The sequence below is a fragment of the Streptomyces sp. PA03-5A genome (assembly GCF_033792725.1).
Taxonomy (GTDB): Bacteria; Actinomycetota; Actinomycetes; order Streptomycetales; family Streptomycetaceae; genus Actinacidiphila.
This window is the reverse complement of sequence record NZ_JARAVL010000048.1, coordinates 1-22,806: the sequence shown is the minus strand read 5'-3', so window position 1 is coordinate 22,806 and position 22,806 is coordinate 1. Positions and strand designations below refer to the sequence as shown.

Genomic DNA, 22,806 nt, shown 5'->3' with positions numbered 1-22,806 from the left:
AGGAGCAGTCATGGCCGAGGCCTACATCGTCGAAGCGGTCCGCACCCCGGTCGGCCGGCGCGGCGGCGGGCTGTCCGCGGTCCACCCCGCCGACCTCGGCGCCCATGTGCTGAAGGCGCTGGTGGAACGCTGCGGGGTCGACCCGGCCGCGGTCGAGGACGTCGTCTTCGGCTGCCTCGACCAGGTCGGCCCGCAGGCGGGCGACATCGCCCGCACCAGCTGGCTGGCGGCCGGGCTGCCCGAGGAGGTCCCCGGCGTGACCGTCGACCGCCAGTGCGGCTCCTCCCAGCAGGCCGTCCATTTCGCCGCCCAGGGCGTGCTGTCCGGCACCCAGGACCTCGTCGTGGCGGGCGGCGTCCAGAACATGTCGGCCATCCCCATCGGCTACGCCAACCACCGGGCCGTCGAACCGCTCGGCATGACCGCGGGCCCGTTCTCCGGCTCCGAGGGCTGGCGCGCCCGCTACGGGAGCACCCCGGTGAGCCAGTTCCACGGCGCGGAGCTCATCGCCGCGAAGTGGGGCATCACCCGTGAGGCCATGGAGGAGTTCGCGCTGCGCTCCCACCGGCGGGCGGTCGCCGCCATCGACGGGGGCCGATTCGACCGCGAACTCGCCCCCTGCGCCGGTGTGACCGCCGACGAGGGCCCGCGCCGCGACACCACTGCGGAGAAGATGGCCGACCTCAAACCCCTGGTGGAGGGCGGGCGGCTGACCGCGGCCCTGTCCTCCCAGGTCTCGGACGGGGCCGCCGCCATGCTCATCGCCTCCGAGCGCGCGGTCCGCGAGCACGGGCTCACCCCTCGGGCGCGGGTCCACCACCTGTCGGTGCGCGGCGAGGACCCCATCCGCATGCTCTCCGCACCCATCCCGGCGACCGCGCACGCCCTGAAGAAGACCGGGTTGACCATCGACGACATCGACCTGGTCGAGATCAACGAGGCCTTCGCCCCCGTCGTCCTGGCCTGGCTCAAGGAGACCGGCGCCGACCCCGGCCGGGTCAACGTCAACGGCGGCGCCATCGCGCTGGGCCATCCGCTCGGCGCCACCGGCGTGAAGCTGATGACCACCCTGCTGCACGAACTGGAGCGCACCGGCGGGCGCTTCGGACTGCAGACGATGTGCGAGGGCGGCGGCCAGGCCAACGTCACGATCATCGAACGGCTCTGACCCGCCGGCCGGACGACCGGGAAGCCGAGCCCGGCATCGGCGCGACCGCACCGCGACGCGGGGGCCCGTGTCACCGCCCCCGCGTCACTCCCCCGCCGCCCGCGCCCCGTACACCCGCCCGGGGGGCTCCGCCGCCGCGAGCAGCTTCACGGCGGCCTCCCCCGCCTCCGCGGGCGTCCAGCGGGCGCCCCGGTCGGCGGTGGGCCCCGGCCGCCAGCCCTCCATGACCGTGATGCGGCCGCCCTCGGCCTCGAAGACCCGCCCCGTGACACCGGCCGAGGCGGCCGACCCGAGCCAGACGACGAGCGGCGAGACGTTCCCCGGCGCCATGGCGTCGAAGCCGCCTGCCCCGGGCGCGGCCATGGCCTCGGCGAAGACCGCCTCGGTCATCCGGGTCCGGGCCGCCGGGGCGACGGCGTTGACCCGTACCCCGTACCGCGCCAGTTCGGCGGCGGCCACCAGGGTCAGGCCGACGACGCCCGCCTTGGCGGCCGCGTAGTTGCCCTGCCCGACGCTGCCCAGCAGCCCGGCACCGGACGTGGTGGTGACGATCCGCGCGTCAGGGGTGCGGCCCGCGCGGGTCTCGGCCCGCCAGTGCGCGGCCGCGTGCCGCAGCGGCAGGAAGTGGCCGGTGAGATGGACCCGCAGGACGGCGTTCCAGTCGTCCTCGTCCAGGTTGACGAGCATCCGGTCACGCAGGAAGCCCGCGTTGTTGACCAGGGTGTCCAGCCGCCCGAACGCCTCCAGTGCGGTGGCGACGAGGGACGCCGCCCCCTGCGGGGTGGCGATGTCGCCGTCGTGCACGACGGCCTCACCGCCCCGGGCGCGGATCTCGGCGGCCACCTCGTGGGCGGGCGCGGCCGAACTCCCGGCGCCGTCCGGCCCGCCGCCGAGGTCATTGACCACGACCCGGGCGCCCTCGGCGGCGAACGCCAGGGCGTGCGCCCGGCCCAGCCCGCGTCCCGCACCGGTGACGGCGACCACGCGCCCGGCGCAGATGCCCGTCGTGGCGCCGCCCTGCGCGGTCATCCCGCCCATCCCGCTCCCCTTCCGTCCCCGGCCGCGGCGAGGAACGCCGGGGCCTCGCCGCCGCCGTGCAGGTGCAGGCTGGCGCCGCTGATGTAACGGGCCCGCTCGGAGGCGAGGAAGACACAGGCGTCCCCCACCTCCACCGGTTCCGCGAGCCGCCCGAGCGGCACCGTGCGCTCCACGGCGGCGACGCCGTCCTCGTCCCCGTAGTGCAGGTGCGACGACTCGGTGCGGACCATGCCGAGCACCAGGGTGTTGACGCGGATCAGCGGGGCCCATTCGACGGCCATGGAGCGGGCCAGGCTCTCCAGGCCCGCCTTGGCCGCGCCGTAGGCCGCCGTTCCCGGTGAGGGGCGACCGCCGCTGACGCTGCCGATCATCACGACCGCACCGCCCCCCGGTTGACGGGCCATCACCTGGTGGACGGCGAGCGAGGCGTTGAGCGGCGCCAGCAGATTGAGCTCGACGACCCGCGCGTGCCGTTCGGGTCCCGCCTCGCCGAGCAGCCGGTAGGGCGTCCCACCCGCGTTGTTGACCAGGACGTCGATGCGCCCGTACGCCTCCGCCACCGCGCGGAGGACCTCCGCGGTGGCGCCCGGATCGCGCAGGTCCACCGCGCGGAAGTCGGCTCCGTCGGGCGGCGGCCCGGGCGGCGGGCGGCGGGCGCAGACCACGACGCGGGCGCCGGCCTCCGCGAACGCACGGGCGATGCCGGCGCCGACCCCGCGCGTGCCGCCGGTGACGACGGCGACTCGGCCCGACAGATCGACAGTCATGCTCACGCCGGAGTACCTTTCCCCTAACAAACGTTTGGTGGAAAGGTAGCTGATCCACGGATGACTGTCTCCACCGCGCACCCCGAACCCGGCGTCGCCGCCGTCACCGTCGACCACCCGCCGGTCAACGCCCTGCCCGTAAGCGGCTGGTACGAGCTGGCGGACGCCCTGCGCGCCGCCGGCCGCGACCCGGGCACCCGCTGCGTCGTCCTGCGCGCCAAGGGCCGCGGCTTCAACGCGGGCGTCGACCTGAAGGAGATGCAGCACACCGCGGGCCACACGGCCCTGATCGGCGCCAACCGCGGCTGCTACGAGGCCTTCGCCGCCGTCTACGAGTGCGAGGTGCCGGTCGTCGCCGCCGTGCAGGGGCACTGCCTGGGCGGTGGCATCGGTCTGGTCGGCAACGCGGACGCCGTCGTCGCCGCCGAGGACGCCTCCTTCGGCCTGCCCGAGCTGGACCGCGGCGCCCTGGGCGCGGCCACCCACCTCGCGCGGCTGGTCCCCCAGCACTTGATGCGCACGCTCTACTTCACCTCCCGCACCGTCACCGCCGCCGAACTCCACCGCCACGGCTCGGTCTGGCAGGTCGTGCCCCGCGGGGAGCTCGACGCCGCGGCCCTCGCCCTCGCCCGCGAGATCGCGGCCAAGGACGGCGAGCTGCTCCGCCTCGCCAAGGCCGCCATCAACGGCATCGACCCCGTCGACGTCCGCCGCAGCTACCGCTTCGAACAGGGCTTCACCTTCGAGGCCAACCTCAGTGGCGTCGCGGACCGGCACCGCGACGCCTTCGTGTCGGGGTCCGGGTCCGGATCCGGGTCCGGAACCGGGGGGCGACGATGAGCGGCAAGGTCATGACCGCGGACGAGGTGGCGGCCGAACTCCGCTCCGGGATGACCGTCGGCATCGGCGGCTGGGGCTCCCGCCGCAAGCCGATGGCCCTGGTGACGGCCGTCCTGCGGTCCGGCGTCACGGACCTGACGGTCATCTCCTTCGGGGGCCCGGACGTCGGCCTGCTGGCCGCGGCGGGCCGGATCCGCAGGCTGGTCACCGCCTTCGTCACCCTGGACTCGATCCCGCTCGAACCGCACTTCCGCGCCGCCCGGCAACGCGGCGCCCTGGAACTCACCGAGCTGGACGAGGCCATGATGATGTGGGGCCTGACCGCGGCCGCCCACCGGCTGCCCTTCCTGCCGGTGCGCGCCGGGCTCGGCTCCGACGTGATGCGGGTCAACCCCTGGCTGCGGACGGTCACCTCGCCCTACGACGACGGGGAGGAGCTGGTCGCCGTCCCCGCGCTGCACCTGGACGCCGCCCTGGTCCACCTCAACCGCGCCGACGCCCGCGGCAACGGCCAGTACCTCGGCCCGGACCCGTACTTCGACGACCTGTTCTGCGAGGCGGCGGACGCCGCCTATGTGTCGTGCGAACGCGTCGTGGACACCGCAGACCTGCTCAAGGCGGCCGGCCCCCAGTCCCTCCTGGTGAAGCGGCAGTTCGTCACCGGGGTCGTCGAGGCCCCGCACGGAGCCCACTTCACCTCCTGCGTCCCGGACTACGACCGCGACGAGGACTTCCAGCGGGAGTACGCCCGGGCCGCCGCCGATCCCGCCGCCTGGACGGCCTTCGCGGAACGCCTGGTGTCCGGCGCGGGGAAGGAGCGGCCGTGAACCCCACCCGCGCCGAGTACGCCGTCGTCGCCTGCGCCGAGGCGTGGCGTGGCGACGGTGAGGTGCTGGCCGCCCCCATGGGGCTGATCCCCTCCCTGGGCGCGCGGCTGGCCCGGCTGACCTTCGCAACCGGCCTGCTGCTCACCGACGGTGAGGCCCTCCTCCTGGACGCGGCGGGCGAGGTGGAGGGCTGGCTGCCCTACCGGCAGCACCTGGCCCTGGTCGCCGGCGGGCGGCGGCACGTCATGATGGGCGCGAGCCAGCTCGACCGGTACGGCAACCAGAACATCTCGTGCATCGGCGACTGGCGGCGTCCCGCACGGCAACTGCTGGGGGTGCGGGGCGCGCCCGTCAACACGCTCAACAACCCGACCAGCTACTGGGTGCCTCGGCACTCGCCCCGCGTCTTCGTCGAACGCGTCGACATGGTGTGCGGCGTCGGCCACGACAGGGCGGCCGCCGCCGGCCCGTCCGCCACCCGGTTCCACGACGTCCGGCGGGTCGTCAGCGACCTCGGCGTCTTCGACTTCGAGACCGCCGAACGCACCATGCGCGTCCGCTCCCTGCACCCCGGGGTGAGCCCGGCCGCGCTCCAGGAGGCCACCGGCTTCCCGCTGCCGGTCCCCGCGCACCCGCCGCGCACCCGCGCGCCCGGCGCCGAGGAGCTGCGGCTGATCCGTACCGTCCTCGACCCCGAGGGGCTGCGGGAGCGGGAGGTGCGGGCCTGATGGAGACCGCGCTGACCCGGCTCATCGGGGTCCGCCACCCCCTTGTGCAGACCGGCATGGGCTGGGTCGCCGGTCCCCGACTGGTGTCGGCGACGGCGAACGCCGGCGCGCTCGGTATCCTCGCCTCGGCCACCATGAGCCCGCAGCGGCTGCGCCGGGCGGTGCGGGAGGTACGGGAGCGCACCGAGGGGGCGCCGTTCGGGGTCAACCTGCGGGCGGACGCGGGGGACGCCGCGGAAAGGGTGCGCATCATCGTCGAGGAGGACGTCCGCGTCGCCTCCTTCGCGCTGGCCCCCACCCGTGAGCTCATCGGCCGCCTCAAGGACGCGGGGGTGGTCGTCATCCCCTCCGTCGGCGCGCGGCGGCACGCCGAGAAGGTCGCCGCCTGGGGCGCGGACGCCGTGATGGTGCAGGGCGCCGAGGGCGGCGGCCACACGGGGAACGTCGCCACCACGGTGCTGCTGCCCCAGGTCGTGGACGCCGTCGGCATCCCCGTGATCGCGGCGGGCGGCTTCTTCGACGGCCGCGGCCTGGCGGCCGCCCTCGCGTACGGCGCGGCGGGCGTCGGTATGGGCACCCGCTTCCTGCTCACCTCCGACAGCCCGGTGCCCGACGCCGTCAAGGCCCGCTACCTGGCCGCGTCCGTGCGGGACGTCGTCGTCACCGACCGCGTCGACGGGCTGCCGCACCGCATGCTGCGCACCGACCTGGTGGCCGCCCTGGAGCGCTCGGGGAAGGCGGCCGCCCTGCTACGGGCCCTGCGGCACGCGGCGGCCTTCCGCCGCGTCTCGGGGATGGGCCCGCGCGCCATGGTCCGCGACGGACTGGCGATGCGGCACGGCAGAAAGCTGACCTGGAGTCAGACCCTGCTCGCCGCCAGCACGCCGATGATGCTGAAGTCCGCGATGGTCGACGGCCGCCCGGACCTGGGGGTGATGGCCGCCGGGCAGGTCGCGGGCGTGATCGGCGACCTGCCCTCCTGCGCGGAACTCGTCGCACGCGTCATGGCCGACGCCGAGGACGCCCTCGCCCGGCTGGCCTCCCTCGCCACGCCCGCCTGAGGGCCCGTGGCGGGCCCCCACGCGGCCGCCCGGTCACGCCGCGGCAAAAGCGGTACCCGCGGACCGCTGACGCCCCCTCGCGGCGACACGTGCCTCCGGCGTGCAGGCCCCCGTGCCGTGTCCGGCCGCCGACGACGACGCCCGGCCCTATCGCGGCTGTAGCCGCATGCCGCAGCCGACTCCGCGACGGCGGCAATGCCCCGGGCACTGTGGGCGCCCGCCGAACTTGCGCAAGAGCTCGTCCTCGCCGCCAAGGGCCTCGCCGAGCAGACCCAGCCGATCCCGGCGATGCTCCCGCCGCGGCTGCCGGCCTATGAGGTCACCGATGCCCACGGCCCGGGGCCCAGACGCACCGCGAGCGCTGCCAAGGCCGAGGGAGGCTCGCTGCGACGGGCACGCCACCCCTCATGGCCCGGCCGAGCGGAGCGGCCCGGCACACGGACCGGCGAAGGCGCCATGTCTCCTGTCGTCCCCGCCGGCGGCGCCACCCGGGCGAACGGGCCCGGCGGCGCTCACCCCACCGGTCGAGCCGCCCCCGGGGAGCGGCGCGCCGCCTTGATCACGTGCGTCACGGCTGTTGCCATAACGCACTATGGCGACGACGCATGAGCTGACGTCACCGGATGCCCGGCCCCGCGCGCGCCACGCCGCACCGCCGCGCAGCCGCCCGCACTCCGAGGTCCATCTGCTCGCCTCCCTGGCGGCGCTCTTCACCGTGGTCCAGCTCCTCCTGGTCGTCGCGCCCGGCATGGGCCTCGGCTGGGACGAGTCGGTCTACGTCAGCCAGGTCTCCCCGGACATCCCCTCGGCGTTCTTCAGCGCGCCCCGCTCCCGGGGCGTGCCGGTCCTCGTCGCGCCGATCGCGCTGCTGACCGCGTCGACCCTCGCGCTCCGGATCTATCTGGCGGTCCTGTCGGGCGCGGCCTTGTTCCTGGCCCTGTGGCTGTGGCGGCCGCTGCTCGGCACCCGGGTGGTGGCGCTGGCCGGGCTGCTCTTCACCGGGCTGTGGGTGACCCTGCTGTACGGCCCCCAGGCGATGCCCAACCTCTGGGTCGCGCTGGTGGCCCTGATCGCGGTGGGCTGCTACCTGCACGCGGCGGCGCCGGGCCACACCGGCCGGGGCGCGCTCGCCGGGCTGGCGGTGGCGTTCGCCGCGCTGACCCTGCTGCGCCCGCACGACGCCGCCTGGCTGGCCCTGCCCCTGGGCGTCGCCGCGCTCTTCGTGCGTGGCCGGCGCCGCCCGGTGCTGCTCGCGGCCATCGCGGCCGGGGTGCTGCTGGGCGGCGCCCAGTGGGTGGTCGAGGCGTTCACCAGCTACGGCGGCATCCTGGCCCGGATGGACCGCGCGAACGCCATCGAGGGCGGCCTCGGCTGGCACCTGGCGTTCGCCGACCAGCTCAGCACCCTGGACGCGTCGCACACACTGTGCCGCCCCTGCGACGCCGTCTGGCAGCACAAGGGTGACGCCGTATGGTGGTTCGCCCTGCCCGCCCTGGTGGCGGCCGGGGTCGCCCTCGCGCCGCGGCGTGAGGGGCAGGCCCCCGGGGCGCGGTTCCTGCCAGCGGTGTGCGGCCTGTCCCTTGCGCTGCCCTATCTGGTGCTCATCGACTACGCCGCACCGCGCTTCCTGCTCCCCGCGTACGCCCTGCTCGCCCTGCCCGCGGCCCAGTGCCTCCTCCTGCTCCCCGCGCGGGTACGGCCGGCGCTGCGCCCGGCCGTCACCGGCGCCGTGGTCGCCGTCGTGCTCGCGCAGCTCGTCACCCAGCAGATCGTGCTCCACCGCGCGGTGCGCAGCTCGACCATCGGCAACGAGGACTACGCCCGCATGGCCGCGGAACTGAACCGGCTGGGGGTGCGCCCGCCGTGCCTGGTGACCGGGCCGATGGCGACGCCCGTCGGCTACCAGGCGCGCTGCGCCTCCGGCCAGACCGCGGGGAACAACGAGAACCTGACCCCGGCCGGCATCCTGCGCCTGGCCCGCACCCAGCCCGTCGCCGTCCTCACCCCGCGGGGCGGGCAGCCGCCCGCGTACGCGCGTGACTGGCCCTCCCGCCCGCTGCCGGACCTGAACTACCACCAGGGCTACCGCGTCCACCTCTCGCCCAGGTGACGGCCACAATGGACGGGTGATCCCGGACGTCCGCCTGCCCTCCCCGCTGGTCGAGCTGCGCGACGACGAACGGCTGGCCGGGCGCGGCGTCCGGATGCTCGTCAAGCGGGACGACCTGATCCACCCCGACCTGCCGGGCAACAAGTGGCGCAAGCTCCACCTGAACCTGCGGGCCGCCCTCGACGGCGGCCACCGCCGCCTGCTGACCTTCGGTGGCGCCTACTCCAACCACCTGCGCGCCACCGCCGCCGCGGGCCGGCTGCTCGGCATCGCCACCACGGGCGTCGTCCGCGGCGACGAGCTGGCCGGACGCCCGCTCAACCCCTCCCTCGCGCGGGCCGCCGCCGACGGCATGCGGCTGCACTTCGTCGACCGGGGCACCTACCGCCGCAAGGACGAACCGGAGGTCCTGGCGGCCCTCCTGGACCGTCTGGGGCCCGCCTACGTCGTCCCCGAGGGCGGCAGCAACGCGCTCGCCGCACGGGGCTGCGTGGCGCTCGGCGAGGAGCTGCGCGGCAGGGCGGACGTCGTGGGCGTGGCCTGCGGGACGGGCGGGACCCTGGCGGGCCTGGCGGCCGGAGTGGATCCGGGGCAGCGGGTCATCGGGTTCCCGGTCCTCAAGGGCGGCGGTTTCCTGGCCGGGGAGATACGCCGGCTCCAGGAGGCGGCCTTCGGCGGGCCGCGCGGGTCCTGGCTGCTGGACGAACGCTTCCACCACGGCGGCTACGCCCGTACCTCGCCCGAGCTGGATGCGTTCGCGGCGGACTTCGGCACGCGGCACGGCTTCGTCCCGGACTCCGTCTACGTCGCGAAGATGCTCCACGGCCTGTTCTCGCTGGCGCAGGAAGGTGCCTTCGCGCCCGGGACGACGGTCGCGGCCGTCGTGACCGGGCGGCCGACCGGTTAGCCTTGCTGGCATGATCCGAGCCGCGACACCTGCCGACGTCACGGAGATCCACGCGATGATCCGCGAACTCGCGGAGTACGAGCGGGAGCCGGACAGCGCGCGGGCCACCACGCAGCAGCTCCACGACGCGCTCTTCGGCCCGGATCCGGCCGTCTTCGCGCTCCTGGCCGAGGACGACGCCCTGGGCGCGCCCGTGGGCTTCGCGCTGTGGTTCCGGAACTTCTCCACCTGGACCGGGACCCACGGCGTCTACCTGGAGGACCTGTACGTGCGCCCCGCTGCGCGCGGCGGCGGCCACGGCAAGGCCCTGCTCGCCGGACTCGCCGCCATATGCGTGGAACGGGGCTACGAACGTTTCGAATGGTCCGTGCTGGACTGGAACGAGCCGTCCCTCGCCTTCTACCGTGCGATGGGCGCCCGTCCCCAGGACGAATGGACGGTGCAACGACTGACCGGCGACCCCCTTCGCGCCCTCGCTGAGCAGGCACGTGTCAACAAAGCGACATCTCTTTCGATTTGACACCGCAGACCACTAGCGACGTTGCGTGCTCGTGCGCCTACTATGGGTGACAGCCATGGGGTGCCGGGTCAGGGCTCATTCATGGCGGCGACCGTGCTCCGTCCGGGCGACACCGGGGTACGGATCGCGATAGCGTCGCTGGCGAACCGAATCAGATCCAGTGCAATGCCGATGTGGGCAGTGCGTGTGCCACCTTGGAGGTGAGGGTGTCCCAGATCGCAGGCGAGCCCGGGTCGAAGGACTTCGTCGAGGTCCGGCTGCCCGCGGCGGGGGCCTACCTGTCGGTGCTGCGTACGGCGACGGCAGGACTTGCGGCCCGCTTGGACTTCACCCTCGACGAGATCGAAGACCTGCGCATCGCCGTGGACGAGGCGTGCGCCATCCTGCTCCAGCAGGCCGTCCCGGGGTCCGTGCTGAGCTGCGTCTTCCGCCTGGTCGGGGACGCCCTGTGGGTGACCGTGTCGGCGCCCACCACTGACGGCCGCGCCCCGGAGCGCGACACCTTCGCCTGGACCGTGCTGTCCGCGCTGGCCGGCGAGGTGGACTCCAGCGTGGCCGACGACAAGACCGTGAGCATCGCCCTGCACAAGAAGCGCGGTGCCGGACCGGGACAGCTGTAACGGGGGAATCGCCGTGAACGATCTGGAAGGCAGCACGCCGGGGGTGCGGGGCCGCCCCGTACCCGCCCCTGCGGCGCGGCGCCAGGAGGCGCGGCCGCATCCCGGTACCGGGCCCGTGTCCGGCCCCGGGAGCAGTGACGCGGCCGGGCAGACGGATCAGGCGGATCGGGCGGATCGCATGGCGCAGGAGCAGCAGGAGCAGGACCACGGGCAGGTGCAGCACGGGCACCACGAGACCCACGACCGGGCCGGGGCCCGGGCGCTCTTCGTGGAGCTCAGCAAGCTCCCCCCGGGCTCCCCGGAGCGCGCCGAGCTGCGCAACCGGCTGGTCCGCATGCACCTGCCGCTGGTCGAGCACCTCGCCCGGCGCTTCCGCAACCGGGGCGAGCCGCTCGACGACCTCACCCAGGTCGCCACGATCGGGCTGATCAAGTCCGTGGACCGCTTCGACGTGGACCGCGGGGTGGAGTTCTCCACCTACGCGACCCCCACCGTCGTCGGCGAGATCAAGCGGCACTTCCGCGACAAGGGCTGGGCGGTCCGTGTCCCGCGCCGTCTGCAGGAGCTGCGGCTCGCCCTCACGACGGCGACCGGCGAGCTCTCGCAGCAGCACGGGCGGGCCCCGACGGTGCACGAGCTGGCCGAGCACCTGAAGATCACGGAGGAGGAGGTCCTGGAGGGCCTCGAATCCGCCAACGCCTACAGCACGCTCTCCCTGGACGTGCCCGACACCGACGACGAGTCGCCGGCCGTCGCCGACACCCTCGGCGCCGAGGACGACGCGCTGGAGGGCGTGGAGTACCGGGAGTCGCTCAAGCCGCTGCTGGAGCAGCTGCCGCCGCGCGAGAAGAAGATCCTGCTGCTGCGCTTCTTCGGGAACATGACCCAGTCGCAGATCGCCCAGGAGGTCGGCATCTCCCAGATGCACGTCTCCCGGCTGCTGGCCCGGACGTTGGCCCAGCTGCGCGACAAGCTCCTGGTCGAGGAGTGACGGTACGGCGGAGGTGACGGCGGCACCCCCGGGCGCCGCGGCTCACTGCTCGGCCGTACGCCCGATCCCGAGGGCGTCGGTGGCCGCGGGGTGAACGAGGAGCACCAGCTCGGCGACGGCGGCCACTCCCAGCGCGGCACCGGCGGCGATCATGACGCCACCCGCCTGCACCATGCTCCAGGCGACGGGGAGCGCGACGAGCTGGATGATCAGCGCGGGGCCGCGGCTCCAGCGGCGCGCGTGCCAGAGCCCGAACGCGGCCGCCAGCGGCATGGCCGCCAGGGCGAGGACGGTCACGCCTCCGGCCTCCGCCTGGCGCGGGCTGTCGGGGTCGCCGAGGATCCCCAGGGCCAGCATCGCGATCCCCCAGGCCGCCAGGGCGGCGCCTTCCAGTGCCGCGACCGCGGCCGCCGCCGCGAGGCGGCGCGTACGGCCCGGCTGCGCGGGCTTCTCGTTGCCACTCACCCCAGCAGGGTAGCCGCCGCGTCCTGGCCACCAGGGGTGCGGCCCGGTACCGCCCGGTAGGTACCCTGGCGGGCATGCGCGCCCTTCTCGTGGTCAACCCAGCCGCCACCACCACCAGCGCCCGGACGCGTGACGTACTCGCGCACGCGCTCGCCAGCGACCTGAAGCTGGAGGTCGCCGCGACCGAGTACCGCGGCCACGCCCGCGACCTCGCGCGGCAGGCCGCGGAGGGCGGGGAGATCGAGCTGGTCGTCGCCCTGGGCGGGGACGGCACGGTCAACGAGGTGGTCAACGGTCTGCTGCACAACGGCCCCGACCCCGACGGCCTGCCGAAGCTCGCGGTGGTGCCCGGCGGGTCCACGAACGTGTTCGCGCGCGCCCTGGGGCTGCCCAACGACGCCGTGGAGGCGACCGGCGCGCTGCTGGACGCGCTGCGCGAGCGCAGCTCCCGCACGGTCGGCCTGGGCCTGGTGAGCGGAACCCCGGGCACGGAGGACGAGGGGGTGCCGGCACGCTGGTTCACCTTCTGCGCCGGGCTGGGATTCGACGCGGGTGTGGTGGGACGGGTGGAGCAGCAGCGCGAGCACGGCAAGCGCTCCACCCACGCGCTCTACATACGCCAGGTCGTGCGCCAGTTCCTCACCGAGCCGAACCGGCGCGCCGGCGCGATCACCCTGGACCGGCCGGGCGAGGACCCGGTGACCGACCTCGTGCTCGCCCTGGTGTGCAACACCGCGCCGTGGACCTACCTGGGCAACCGCCCGATCTACGCCTCGCCGCGCGCGTCCTTCGACACCGCCCTCGACGTGCTGGGACTCTCCCGGCTGACCAGCGCGGCGGTCACCCGCTACGCCACCCAGCTGCTCCGTTCGACCCCGGAGCGCGGGCCGCAGGGCAAGCACGCGACCTCCCTGCACGATCTGACGGACTTCACCTTGCATTCGCAGGCGCCACTGCCGTTCCAGGTGGACGGAGACCACCTGGGACTGCGAATGAGCGCAACCTTCACAGGCGTACGCCGTGCACTGCGTGTGATTGTGTAAGCAGAAGGACATAAAGTCCTTTCACTCGAACGTTTAGGCTGCCCTGCACCCCATGGAAGTACGGCTGTGACGGAGCCGACACCGAGGATTCAAAAAAAACTTTTCGGAAGGGGTTGTATCCGCAGCCCAGGTTTGCGAGGCTCTTCCTGGCGATCGGGACAGCCGCTCATCGGGCGTCCTCGGCAGCCGGAATCCTCACCACACCCCCGCGGGACCGCACCAGGAGACTGGGCGATGTCCCGTGTCGTGTCTGAGGATTCGTGAAAGCGTTCACATTCACAAGCAACTTACATGCAACACAAGGAGATGGAGCAGCCATGGACTGGCGTCACAACGCCGTTTGCCGCGAGGAAGACCCCGAGCTCTTCTTCCCCATCGGCAACACCGGTCCTGCGCTGCTGCAGATCGAGGAAGCCAAGGCCGTCTGCCGCCGCTGCCCCGTGATGGAGCAGTGCCTGCAGTGGGCGCTGGAGACCGGCCAGGACGCCGGCGTGTGGGGTGGCCTCAGCGAGGACGAGCGTCGCGCAATGAAGCGCCGCGCCGCCCGCAACCGCGCCCGCAACGCCAGCGCCTGACGCACTCGCTTACCCCCGAGCCGCAGCGCGCAGCACCTCCGAACCGCGCAGCATCGCGACGCGAAGAGCCCCGGCCGCTCCCCGAGCAGCCGGGGCTTCGGCGTTCCCGGAGCCCGGTCCTGCGAGGTCCCCGCCCCGCCGGACTCGCAGGACCGCGACGGGTTTCAGCCCTCCAGCGGCAGTTCCAGGACGACCTTCGTCCCGCGCTCCTCGGCCGGGACCATGTCGAAGCTTCCGCCCAACTCCCCCACCACCAGAGTCCGTACGATCTGCAGCCCGAGGTTGCCGGCCCGCTGCGGGTCGAACTCCGCGGGCAGGCCGCGCCCGTCGTCCCGTACCGCGATGCCCAGCTTCTGCCCGTGCCGCTCGGCGGCCACCTCGACGGTGCCCTGCTCGCCCGGCCCGAACCCGTGCTCCAGGGCGTTCTGCAGCAGTTCGGTGAGGACCATCGACAGCGGGGTGGCCACCTCGGCCGTCAGGATGCCGAACCGCCCGCTGCGGCGCGCGGTGACCCTGCCCGGGGAGATCTCGGCGACCATCGCCAGCACGCGGTCGGCGATCTCGTCGAACTCCACGCACTCGTCGAGGTTCTGCGACAGCGTCTCGTGCACGATCGCGATCGAGCCGACCCGCCGCACCGCCTCCTCCAGCGCCTCCCGGCCCTTGTCGGAGTCCATCCGCCGGGCCTGCAGCCGCAGCAGCGCCGCGACCGTCTGCAGGTTGTTCTTCACCCGGTGGTGGATCTCCCGGATGGTGGCGTCCTTGGTCATCAGCTCGCGCTCCCGGCGGCGCAGCTCGGTCACGTCCCGCAGCAGCACCAGGGAGCCGTTGTGCGTGCCCTTGGGGCTCAGCGGGATCGCCCTCAACTGGATGACGCCGCCGTTGCCCTCGATCTCGGTCTCCCGCGGCGCCTTGCCGCCGGCGACGGTCACCAGCGCCTCGTGGCTCTTGGTCCGCGAAGGGGCCAGTTCGGCGGAGACCGAGCCCAGGTGGTGGCCGACGAGGTCGGCGGCCAGGCCGAGCCGGTGGTAGGCGGAGAGCGCGTTGGGGCTGGCGTACTGGACGACGCCTTCGGCGTCGAGCCGGATCAGGCCGTCGCCGACCCGCGGCGAGGCGTCCATGTCGACCTGCTCGGAGGGGAACGGGAAGCTGCCCGCCGCGATCATCTGCGCCAGGTCGGACGCGCTCTGCAGGTAGGTGAGCTCCAGGCGGCTGGGGGTCCGCACGGTGAGCAGGTTGGTGTTGCGGGCGATGACCCCGAGGACCCGGCCCGCTCGGCGCACCGGGATGGACTCGACCCGGACCGGGACCTCCTCGCGCCACTCCGGGTCACCCTCCCGGACGATCCGGCCCTCGTCGAGTGCGGCGTCCAGCATCGGGCGGCGGCCGCGCGGCACCAGGTGGCCGACCATGTCGTCCTGGTACGAGGTCGGGCCGGTGTTCGGCCGCATCTGGGCGACGGAGACGTAGCGGGTCCCGTCACTGGTCGGGACCCACAGCACGAGGTCCGCGAAGGAGAGGTCGGAGAGCAGTTGCCACTCCGATACCAGCAGGTGGAGCCACTCGAGATCGGAATCGTCGAGGTCCGTGTGCTGGCGTACGAGATCGTTCATGGAGGGCACGCAAATGAGCGTATCCCGCGCTCATGGAAGGCGCCGTCATCCAGTCCCCACAAAGGTCTCCGACGACCTATGATCTGACTGCGTCACCTTGTGGACAGGCGTTAGTGGTCTAGTCCAGAATTGACGTACAACCGAACTTCCATCCTTCCCGCACAGAAGGGTGGAGCGAGGCCCCGGCGCTCTCTGCCCTGACTGCGCCAGGCCTCATGGTCGGCCCTGACGGGCCGCGGGAACCGCACATCCCGCGTGCCACGGGCCGACGGCAGCTCCGGGCTGCGGTGCTGGGCGGGTTGAGGGTCCCGTCCCGGCGCCGCGGCCCGAAGTGGTGTCAGGGCCCTTTCCGGCCCGCCTTCCGGCTCAGCGCGTCTCGGTCACCTTCGCCAGCGCGCGCGGCGCATCGGGGTCCTGCCCGCGGGCGATGGTGATCTCGTAGGCCAGCATCTGCAGCGGGAGGATCTCCAGGACCGGCTGCACCTCCTCGGCGACGCCCTCGGTGGGGAGGACGAAGCCTGCGGAGGCGGCGTCTACCGACGCCTGGTTGCCGATGACCATCAGATCGGCCCCACGGCCGCGGAGCCGGTCCAGCACCGGCTGGAGCGCCTCGCCGCCCTTGCCCTCGGTGACGATCGCGATGACCGGGGAGACGTTGTCGACCATGGCCAGCGGGCCGTGCAGCAGGTCGGCGCCGGAGAAGGACAGGGCCGGGATGTAACTGGTCTCCATCAGCTTCAGCGCGGCCTCCTTCGCGGTCGGGTAGCCGTAGCCGCGCGAGGTGAGCACCAGGCGCTCGGCGAAGCGGTAGCGCGCGGCGAGCGCCCTGACCTCGTCCTGGCGGGCGAGGATCTGCTCCGCGAGTTCCGGCAGGACCTTGGCGGCGTTGCCGTCGCCGCCCCGCAGCCCCTCGACGAACAGGTAGAGCGCGAGCAGCTCGGCGGTGTACGTCTTGGTCGCCGGCAGCGCCTTCTCCGGGCCGGCCAGGACGTCGATGTGGAACTCGGAGACCTCGGCCAGCGGCGAGTCGGCGTTGTTGGTGACCGCCAGGGTGATCGCGCCGGCCTCGCGGGCGGCCCGGGTCGAGGCCACCAGGTCCGGTGAGCCGCCGGACTGGCTGACCGTGACGACCAGGCAGTCCGTCAGGTCCGGGCGCGCGCCGTAGGCGGTGGTGGTCGACATCGAGGTCAGCCCCGCGGGCTTGCCGAGGACCACCTCCACCAGGTACTTGGCGTACAGGGCCGCGTTGTCGGAGGTGCCGCGCGCGGTGAGCAGGACGAAGCGCGGTCCGCGCGCGGCGATCCGCTCGGCGGTCCGCCGGATCCGGGGGGCGCCCTCCTCGAGGATGCGGCGCAGCACCGCGGGCTGCTCGGCCATCTCGCCGGACATGATCCGGCCGGGCATCGGCTGCTGCTCGGCCGGCGACGGGGCGGACATTCTCGGGGCCTCCAGGTGGATCCGGAACGGATGTGCCGCGGCGGACCTCAGTCGCCGGCCTCCTTGCCAGCGATGACCTCCGCGGCCGCCCGCCCGCACACGCGGGCGGCGCCGTGGGTCGCGATGTGCAGCGCGCCGGACGGTGCCGCCTGGGGAACGCCCATCTCCACCACCACCGTGTCCGGACGGGCGGCGAGCAGCGCGCCCAGCGCCTCGGCCATCCAGGGGTGACGGTGCACGTCACGCACCACTGCGACGATCCTACGAGTCCCCGCCGACCGCAGCACGTGTGCGGTCAGCGCGTCACCTTCGCGAAAGCTCCCGGTCACGGTGCCCGGGAAGATCCGGTCGAGCTCGGCGGCGACGCCCCACGGGGTCTCGTCACCGACGGCGATGTTGGCGACCGGGGTGAAGGCGGCGACGTACGGCGCCTCGGCGACCGGCAGGTACGCGTCGGTACGGGTCACGCGCAGGGCGCGGCGGGCCGCGACCAGGCCGATCCCGGGGTCCGGTGCCGCGAGCGCCGGCGCCGCGGAGCGCTCGGCGGCCCAGGCGGCCAGGCTCCGCACCCGTCCGGCGGCGTCGGCGAGCCGCTCCCGGGTCAAGTCGCCGTCGCGCACGGCGGCGACGATGGCGTCGCGCAGGGCGACCACCGTCTCCTCCTCGGCGAGGCCGCCGCCCACGCAGATGGCGTCGGCGCCGGCGGCGAGCGCCAGGACGGTGCCGCGCTCGATGCCGTACGCGTCGGCGATGGCGCGCATCTCGATGCCGTCGGTGACGATCAGGCCGTCGTAGCCCAGTTCGTCGCGGAGCAGTCCGGTGAGCACGGCGGGGCTGAGGGTGGCCGGGCGGTCCGGGTCGAGGGCGGGCACGAGGATGTGCGCGCTCATCACGGCCTTGCTGCCGGCGGCCAGGGCGGCCCGGAACGGGGCGAGTTCACGGGCGTGCAGGGTGTCCGGGTCGACGTCCACCCGGGGCAGGGCGTGGTGGGAGTCGACGGAGGTGTCGCCGTGACCGGGGAAGTGCTTGGTGCAGGCGGCGACCCCGGCGGACTGCAGGCCCTCGACGTACGCGCCGGTGTGGCGGGCGACCAGCAGCGGATCGGAGCCGAAGGAGCGCACGCCGATGACCGGGTTGCGGGGGTCGGAGTTGACGTCCGCGGACGGCGCCCAGTTGAGGTTGACCCCGCACTCGGCCAGCCGGCGGCCGAGTGCGGCGGCGACGTCGCGGGTCAGGGCGGTGTCGTCGACGGCGCCGAGGGCGAGGTTGCCGGGGAAGGAGGAACCGCTGCGGGCCTCCAGCCGGGTCACGTCACCGCCCTCCTCGTCGGCGGCGATCAGGACGTCGGGCCGTACCGCGCGCAGCTGCGCGGTGAGCGCGGCCAGTTGCCCGGGCGACTCGATGTTGCGGGCGAACAGGGCGACGGAGCCCAGTCCCTCGGCGAGCCTGCGCAGCAGCCACTCGGGTGCGGTGGTGCCGTGGAAGCCCGGCTGCAGGACGGTGAGGGCGTCGCGGACGAGGTCGCCCGGGTCCGCGGTGCCGTCGTGGATCTGGCTCAAGGTCTCGGTCATCCCTTCACCGCCCCGGCGGTCAGTCCGGCGGCGACCCTGCGCTGCACGATCAGGAAGAAGATCACCACGGGCACGCCCATCATGGTCGAACCGGCCATCATCGGCGCGTAGTCCGTGCCCCGCGAGGTGACGAAGTTGCCGAGCCACACCGTCGCCGTCTGGTGCTCCTGGCTCATGATGAGCATCGCGTACAGGTACTCGTTCCAGGCCTGGATCAACGCGTAGATGGAGGTGGCGACGAGGCCCGGGGCGAGCAGCGGCAGGATGATCCGGAAGAACGCGCCCATGCGTGTGCAGCCGTCGACCATCGCCGACTCCTCCAGCTCCTTGGGGATGTTGACGATGAATCCGCGCAGCGTCCACACCGTGAAGGGGAGCACGAAAGTCAGGTACGTGATGACGAGTCCGGAGAGCTTGTCGATCTGGTCGATCTGGTTGAGCAGCAGGAAGACCGGGATGATCATCGCCACCAGCGGCACCATCTGCACGGCGAGGATCGCGACGATCACCGCCTTGCGGCCGCGGAAGACGAAGCGGGAGATGGCCAGCGCCGCCAGCAGCCCGATGACCAGGCCGAGGCCGACGGTGGAGCCGGCGACGATCAGGCTGCGGCCGACCGATCCCCAGAAGTCGCCGACGTCGAGGGCGTCGGAGAAGTTCTGGAAGGACAGGCTGGTCGGGAAGAGCTTGGGGTCGGGGTCGATGGCGTCCTTGGCGGGCTTGAACGCCGTGTTGAGCATCCAGTAGACCGGGAAGCCGGAGACCACCACGACCAGCAGGCCGAGCAGGTTGTAGACCGTCCGCCCCTTGCGCCGGGGCCGCCGGGCGGCGCGCGCCGCCGGAGCGGCGGCCGGCACCCTCTCGGCGGGAGCCGTGTCGAGCATGGCCGTCACTCCACCTCTCCGATCTTCAGCATCTGGCGCATGTAGACGGCCATCACCCCGAGGAGGAGCAGCACGGTGATGACGGCGATGGCCGCGCCCGCGTCGTAGTCGTTGGCGACGAAGGCCTGGTCGTAGGAGTAGGTGGTGAGGACCTGGTACGCGGGCTCGGGGTGGCCGTCGCGCATGAGGAAGACCTGCGGGAAGACGCCCATGTCCCAGATGACCGACAGCGTCGTCAGCATGACGATGATCGGCTTGAGCACCGGCAGGGTGACGTGCCGGAAGACCTTGACCGGCCCGGCGCCGTCCATGCGGGCGGCCTCCTCCAGTTCCTTGGGCACCTGGGTGAGGCCGGCGTGCAGGGTGATGGCGACGAAGGGGATGGCGCCCCACACCACCATGAGGGTGATGACCAGGAAGCCCTGCTTGGTGTCGGTGAACCAGTTGTGGCCGCTGAGGTCCACCCCCGGCAGCCGGCTGAGCAGCCAGTTGAGGACGCCGTAGTCGCTGTCGAACATCCACTTGAAGATGGTGATGGCGACGACCACGGGCATCGCCCAGCTCGCCACCAGCACGATGTTGATCAGCGCCTTGACCCAGGGCGAGACCCGCTGCATCAGCAGGGCCACCCCCATGCCGACGACGAGCGTGAGCAGCACCGCCGCGAGGGTGAAGAGCAGCGTGCGCAGGACGACGCCCCAGAAGACCGAGTCCCCCAGGACGTGGGTGTAGTTGGCGACTCCCTGCCAGTCGCCGGGCAGCCCCTGCCAGAGCTCGGCCTGCCCGTACTGCTTGAACGAGAGGGTGACCAGCCGGACCAGCGGGTAGCCGAGGACCAGCAGCAGGACGCCGATGGTCGGCGCGAGCAGCGTCCACGGGAGCGCGGCTCCGCCGAAGCGGCGTGGCCTGCGGCCCGGTCCCGCCGGCCGCGGGCGCGGCACCTTGTCCAACGGTGTGTCAACGGCACTCATCATGTGCTCCTCGGCTGCTCCAGTCCCTGGCGTCGCGCCGGGGCCGGCCGCCCCGGGGCGGCCGGCCGGCGTCGATCACCGTGTTGCCCGTGTGCCGGTCAGCCGGCGTTGATCACCGCATTGATCTGCTCGTCCGCGGACTTGGTCGCGTCCTCGATGGAGGCCTTGCCGACCGCGATGTCGTTGAGCATGTTCTGCAGGATCTGCTTCTTCTCGACCTGCAGCCAGCCCGGGGCGGTCGGGACGAACCAGGTGTTCTCGTTGGCCCGGGCGGATGCGGCCGTCGCCGGGTCGTCCTTCAGCGGGGCGAGCAGCGACTTGGCGTTGGGCAGGTTGCCCTTGGAGATGAGGACCTTCTGGGCGGCGCTGTTCGTGAAGCCGTTGATCCAGTCGGCGGCGAGGTCCTGCGCGGCGGACTTGGCCGGGATGACCAGGTCGGAGCCGCCGATGAAGTTCGGCAGCAGTTCGCCGTTGGGGCCGGGCAGCGCGAAGGTCTCCAGGTTGTCCTTCAGCTTGCCGGTCTTGTCGGTCTTCGGGTCGGCGGCGGCGCCGCCCTCCCAGCTGGCGCCGTAGATGAGCGCGGACTTGCCCTGGCCGTAGACGATGTAACGGTCGGACTCGTCCTTGTTCTTGTCGCCGTGGAAGTACGCGTCGAGGACGCCCTTCCAGGTCTTCAGGCCCTCGATGGACTTGGGGTCGGAGAGGGTGGCGGTCCACTTGCCGCCGTCCTCCTTGGCGACGTCGCCGCCGGCGTCCTTGACGAAGGCCAGCGCGGTGTACCAGTCGCGGCTGGGCTGGTACCAGGCGGAGAACTTGTCGCCGTTCTTCTTCTGGATCTTGTCGAGCGCGTCGGTCAGCTCGGCCCAGGTGGTGGGGGCCTTGGTGACGCCGGCCGCCTTGGCGACGTCCTTGCGCCAGGTGCCGACACGGGCACCGGCGTAGTAAGGCACGCCGTAGGTCTTGCCGTTGTACGTCACGGAGCCCTCGAGGGCGTCCAGCCAGTCGCCGGAGTTCTCGAACTTGCTCTTGTCGATGGGCGCGAACGCGCCCTTGACCAGGTAGCCGAGGGTCTCGGTGTTGCCCATCTCGACCACGTCGGGCACCTTCTTGGTGGCGAGGACGGCGTCGAGCTTCTGGTTCTTGGCGGTCCACTCGTAGTACTCGTGGTGGATCTTCACGCCCTTGTGCTCGGCCGTGAAGGCGTCGTCCGCCTGCTTGACCAGCTCGGGCCAGTTCTTCTGTGCGTCGACCGTCAGCCAGACGGTGATCTCCTTCGGCGCCGAGGCCTTGTCGGAGCCCTTGTCGTCCGAACCGCAGGCCGCAACGCCGGCGACCATGACGGCGACACCGATCGCCGCGATCAGCTTGCGCTTCACAACACCCTCCCCAGGGCAGTGAGTACCAAGTGGTGTAGACCAGTGCCCGAAGCTTGGCCTAGACCTTTAGGGGTGTCAAGGGTGTATAAGAGCACCGGACGCGTCCGTTACCGGACCGACATCTGGGCTCGTAACGCGATATGAGCCCGGCCCGTGCCACGATGTGAGCCGCGAATGACGGAGGAGCCGGTGACGGCAGCACGACAGCACTCGGGAGCAGAGGCGATGGAGACGGACGGCGAGGCCGGCACAGCGGTGACGGAGACCGCGGAGGCGCCCGGGAGCGTGGCCGGACGGACCGCGCGGGTACCCAAGTACTACGGCCTGAAGCGCCATCTGCTCGAACTGACGCAGACGATGCCCCCCGGCTCCCCGGTGCCCCCCGAGCGCACCCTGGCCGCCGAGTTCGACACCTCGCGCACCACCGTGCGGCAGGCGCTGCAGGAACTGGTGGTCGAGGGCCGCCTGGAGCGCATCCAGGGCAAGGGCACCTTCGTCGCCAAGCCCAAGGTCTCCCAGGCGCTGCAACTGACCTCGTACACCGAGGACATGCGGGCCCAGGGCCTGGAGCCGACCTCACAGCTGCTCGACATCGGCTACATCACCGCAGACGACCGGCTGGCCGAACTGCTGGACATGAAGGCCGGCGGCCGCGTGCTGCGCATCGAGCGCCTGCGCCTGGCGAACGGCGAGCCGATGGCCATCGAGACCACCCACCTGTCGGCCAAGCGCTTCCCCGCGCTGCGCCGCAGCCTGGCGAAGTACACCTCGCTCTACACGGCCCTCGCCGAGGTCTACGACGTCCGGCTCGCCGAGGCGGAGGAGACCATCGAGACCTCGCTCGCCACCCCGCGCGAGGCGGGCCTGCTGGGCACGGACGTCGGGCTGCCGATGCTCCTGCTGTCCCGGCACTCGATCGACACCGGCGGCGAGCCGGTGGAGTGGGTGCGCTCGGTCTACCGCGGTGACCGCTACAAGTTCGTGGCCCGGCTGCAACGTCCGTAACCCCGGTACGGTTCCCCGGCCTTGTAGATCGTTTCCATACCGCAATGCGGGCGGTAGTGACGTGCCGACCGTCCTGACTCTAGATTGCCTGCGCATTACACAGGAGTAAGAGATCAGGACGGAGCCGTAGCAATGTCCGAACCATCCGGAACCTCCGGGCGGCCACCGGTGGTCACCACCACCCGCGTGATCGCCGGTGTCTGCCTCGTCATCCCCTTCGTCGCCATGCTCTGGGTCGGCTCGTACGCGAAGCTGACGCCGGAGTTCATCGGCATCCCGTTCTTCTACT

At 72.7% G+C, this 22,806-nt stretch carries 23 protein-coding genes; 14 read left to right on the top strand and 9 right to left on the bottom strand.

Translation table 11 applies throughout. From position 1 onward, the window contains the following. Positions 1-10 precede the first annotated feature (10 nt). Positions 11-1,168 carry an acetyl-CoA C-acetyltransferase gene (locus PV410_RS39135; RefSeq protein WP_500331127.1) on the top strand — a complete coding sequence of 386 codons (1,158 nt, stop codon included), beginning with the start codon at positions 11-13 and terminating at the stop codon, positions 1,166-1,168. A gap of 84 nt (positions 1,169-1,252) precedes the next feature. Here PV410_RS39135 and PV410_RS39130 read toward each other — a convergent pair whose 3' ends face one another. Beyond that, complete coding sequence (locus PV410_RS39130) at positions 1,253-2,197, bottom strand: SDR family oxidoreductase (RefSeq protein ID WP_500331182.1); 945 nt, start codon at positions 2,195-2,197, stop codon at positions 1,253-1,255. Further along, positions 2,194-2,979, bottom strand: a complete 786-nt coding sequence (locus tag PV410_RS39125) for an SDR family oxidoreductase (protein ID WP_500331125.1) — start codon at positions 2,977-2,979, stop codon at positions 2,194-2,196. Before PV410_RS39125 ends, PV410_RS39130 begins: the two co-directional genes overlap by 4 nt. A 54-nt stretch (positions 2,980-3,033) precedes the next feature. Between PV410_RS39125 and PV410_RS39120 the strand changes: the two genes are divergently transcribed. The 9 genes from PV410_RS39120 (at position 3,034) to PV410_RS39080 (ending at position 11,577) form a co-directional block, all read left to right on the top strand. After that, positions 3,034-3,813: an enoyl-CoA hydratase family protein gene (locus tag PV410_RS39120; RefSeq protein WP_500331123.1), complete on the top strand. Its 780-nt coding sequence runs from the start codon at positions 3,034-3,036 to the stop codon at positions 3,811-3,813. After that, positions 3,810-4,640: a CoA transferase subunit A gene (locus tag PV410_RS39115; RefSeq protein ID WP_500331121.1), complete on the top strand. Its 831-nt coding sequence runs from the start codon at positions 3,810-3,812 to the stop codon at positions 4,638-4,640. Before PV410_RS39120 ends, PV410_RS39115 begins: the two co-directional genes overlap by 4 nt. Continuing rightward, positions 4,637-5,368, top strand: a complete 732-nt coding sequence (locus PV410_RS39110; protein WP_500331119.1) for a CoA-transferase subunit beta — start codon at positions 4,637-4,639, stop codon at positions 5,366-5,368. Before PV410_RS39115 ends, PV410_RS39110 begins: the two co-directional genes overlap by 4 nt. Next, positions 5,368-6,429: an NAD(P)H-dependent flavin oxidoreductase gene (locus PV410_RS39105; protein ID WP_500331118.1), complete on the top strand. Its 1,062-nt coding sequence runs from the start codon at positions 5,368-5,370 to the stop codon at positions 6,427-6,429. Before PV410_RS39110 ends, PV410_RS39105 begins: the two co-directional genes overlap by 1 nt. Positions 6,430-7,021: 592 nt before the next feature. Beyond that, entirely contained in the window at positions 7,022-8,539 is a 1,518-nt protein-coding gene (locus tag PV410_RS39100; protein WP_500331116.1) for an ArnT family glycosyltransferase, read from the top strand. Positions 8,540-8,555: 16 nt separating this feature from the next. After that, positions 8,556-9,446, top strand: a complete 891-nt coding sequence (locus PV410_RS39095; protein ID WP_500331115.1) for a 1-aminocyclopropane-1-carboxylate deaminase/D-cysteine desulfhydrase — start codon at positions 8,556-8,558, stop codon at positions 9,444-9,446. A gap of 10 nt (positions 9,447-9,456) precedes the next feature. After that, positions 9,457-9,966 carry a GNAT family N-acetyltransferase gene (locus PV410_RS39090; RefSeq protein ID WP_500331113.1) on the top strand — a complete coding sequence of 170 codons (510 nt, stop codon included), beginning with the start codon at positions 9,457-9,459 and terminating at the stop codon, positions 9,964-9,966. A 206-nt stretch (positions 9,967-10,172) separates the two neighbouring features. After that, a complete protein-coding gene (locus tag PV410_RS39085) occupies positions 10,173-10,586 on the top strand; it encodes an ATP-binding protein (protein WP_319138557.1) in 414 nt (137 codons plus the stop codon). Positions 10,587-10,608: 22 nt separating this feature from the next. Beyond that, positions 10,609-11,577 (top strand): RNA polymerase sigma factor SigF, encoded by a 969-nt coding sequence (locus tag PV410_RS39080; protein ID WP_500331180.1) that lies wholly within the window; start codon positions 10,609-10,611, stop codon positions 11,575-11,577. Between the two features lie 42 nt (positions 11,578-11,619). On the opposite strand, the gene PV410_RS39075 is transcribed toward PV410_RS39080, so the two are convergent. After that, positions 11,620-12,042, bottom strand: coding sequence for a hypothetical protein (locus tag PV410_RS39075; protein ID WP_500331111.1), 423 nt, complete (start codon positions 12,040-12,042; stop codon positions 11,620-11,622). 74 nt (positions 12,043-12,116) lie between these two features. Between PV410_RS39075 and PV410_RS39070 the strand changes: the two genes are divergently transcribed. Then, positions 12,117-13,085 (top strand): diacylglycerol/lipid kinase family protein, encoded by a 969-nt coding sequence (locus PV410_RS39070; RefSeq protein ID WP_500331110.1) that lies wholly within the window; start codon positions 12,117-12,119, stop codon positions 13,083-13,085. 317 nt (positions 13,086-13,402) lie between these two features. Next, a complete protein-coding gene (locus tag PV410_RS39065) occupies positions 13,403-13,660 on the top strand; it encodes a WhiB family transcriptional regulator (protein WP_018563321.1) in 258 nt (85 codons plus the stop codon). A gap of 164 nt (positions 13,661-13,824) precedes the next feature. Here PV410_RS39065 and PV410_RS39060 read toward each other — a convergent pair whose 3' ends face one another. The 6 genes from PV410_RS39060 to PV410_RS39035 form a co-directional block, all read right to left on the bottom strand. Then, positions 13,825-15,273, bottom strand: coding sequence for a sensor histidine kinase (locus PV410_RS39060; protein ID WP_500331109.1), 1,449 nt, complete (start codon positions 15,271-15,273; stop codon positions 13,825-13,827). Positions 15,274-15,639: 366 nt separating this feature from the next. After that, positions 15,640-16,710: an SIS domain-containing protein gene (locus tag PV410_RS39055; RefSeq protein ID WP_500331107.1), complete on the bottom strand. Its 1,071-nt coding sequence runs from the start codon at positions 16,708-16,710 to the stop codon at positions 15,640-15,642. Positions 16,711-16,757: 47 nt separating this feature from the next. Next, entirely contained in the window at positions 16,758-18,281 is a 1,524-nt protein-coding gene (locus tag PV410_RS39050) for a glycoside hydrolase family 3 protein (RefSeq protein ID WP_500331105.1), read from the bottom strand. Continuing rightward, the gene (locus PV410_RS39045; RefSeq protein WP_499513874.1) at positions 18,278-19,165 is read right to left on the bottom strand and encodes a carbohydrate ABC transporter permease; all 888 of its coding nucleotides are present in this window, start codon (positions 19,163-19,165) and stop codon (positions 18,278-18,280) included. Before PV410_RS39045 ends, PV410_RS39050 begins: the two co-directional genes overlap by 4 nt. Positions 19,166-19,170: 5 nt before the next feature. Further along, positions 19,171-20,136: a carbohydrate ABC transporter permease gene (locus PV410_RS39040; RefSeq protein WP_499513873.1), complete on the bottom strand. Its 966-nt coding sequence runs from the start codon at positions 20,134-20,136 to the stop codon at positions 19,171-19,173. A 98-nt stretch (positions 20,137-20,234) separates the two neighbouring features. Then, complete coding sequence (locus PV410_RS39035; RefSeq protein WP_500331103.1) at positions 20,235-21,512, bottom strand: extracellular solute-binding protein; 1,278 nt, start codon at positions 21,510-21,512, stop codon at positions 20,235-20,237. A gap of 225 nt (positions 21,513-21,737) precedes the next feature. On the opposite strand from PV410_RS39035, the gene PV410_RS39030 reads away from it, so the two are divergent. Together PV410_RS39030 and PV410_RS39025 are read left to right on the top strand one after the other, a co-directional pair. After that, complete coding sequence (locus tag PV410_RS39030) at positions 21,738-22,517, top strand: GntR family transcriptional regulator (protein WP_500331179.1); 780 nt, start codon at positions 21,738-21,740, stop codon at positions 22,515-22,517. 132 nt (positions 22,518-22,649) lie between these two features. Then, positions 22,650-22,806, top strand: a 157-nt coding sequence (locus PV410_RS39025) for a DUF3311 domain-containing protein (RefSeq protein ID WP_500331178.1), incomplete at its 3' end; no start/stop codon positions are given.

Bases quoted from the DNA above. Each gene is read 5' to 3' on its own strand.
- PV410_RS39115 (WP_500331121.1), top strand. From the start codon at position 3,810: ATGAGCGGCAAGGTCATGACCGCGGACGAGGTGGCGGCCGAACTCCGC.
- PV410_RS39105 (WP_500331118.1), top strand. From the start codon at position 5,368: ATGGAGACCGCGCTGACCCGGCTCATCGGGGTCCGCCACCCCCTTGTG.
- PV410_RS39100 (WP_500331116.1), top strand. From the start codon at position 7,022: ATGGCGACGACGCATGAGCTGACGTCACCGGATGCCCGGCCCCGCGCG.
- PV410_RS39120 (WP_500331123.1), top strand. From the start codon at position 3,034: ATGACTGTCTCCACCGCGCACCCCGAACCCGGCGTCGCCGCCGTCACC.
- PV410_RS39050 (WP_500331105.1), bottom strand. From the start codon at position 18,281: ATGACCGAGACCTTGAGCCAGATCCACGACGGCACCGCGGACCCGGGC.
- PV410_RS39060 (WP_500331109.1), bottom strand. From the start codon at position 15,273: ATGAACGATCTCGTACGCCAGCACACGGACCTCGACGATTCCGATCTC.
- PV410_RS39065 (WP_018563321.1), top strand. From the start codon at position 13,403: ATGGACTGGCGTCACAACGCCGTTTGCCGCGAGGAAGACCCCGAGCTC.
- PV410_RS39090 (WP_500331113.1), top strand. From the start codon at position 9,457: ATGATCCGAGCCGCGACACCTGCCGACGTCACGGAGATCCACGCGATG.
- PV410_RS39135 (WP_500331127.1), top strand. From the start codon at position 11: ATGGCCGAGGCCTACATCGTCGAAGCGGTCCGCACCCCGGTCGGCCGG.
- PV410_RS39030 (WP_500331179.1), top strand. From the start codon at position 21,738: ATGGAGACGGACGGCGAGGCCGGCACAGCGGTGACGGAGACCGCGGAG.
- PV410_RS39070 (WP_500331110.1), top strand. From the start codon at position 12,117: ATGCGCGCCCTTCTCGTGGTCAACCCAGCCGCCACCACCACCAGCGCC.
- PV410_RS39055 (WP_500331107.1), bottom strand. From the start codon at position 16,710: ATGTCCGCCCCGTCGCCGGCCGAGCAGCAGCCGATGCCCGGCCGGATC.
- PV410_RS39045 (WP_499513874.1), bottom strand. From the start codon at position 19,165: ATGCTCGACACGGCTCCCGCCGAGAGGGTGCCGGCCGCCGCTCCGGCG.
- PV410_RS39130 (WP_500331182.1), bottom strand. From the start codon at position 2,197: ATGACCGCGCAGGGCGGCGCCACGACGGGCATCTGCGCCGGGCGCGTG.
- PV410_RS39040 (WP_499513873.1), bottom strand. From the start codon at position 20,136: ATGAGTGCCGTTGACACACCGTTGGACAAGGTGCCGCGCCCGCGGCCG.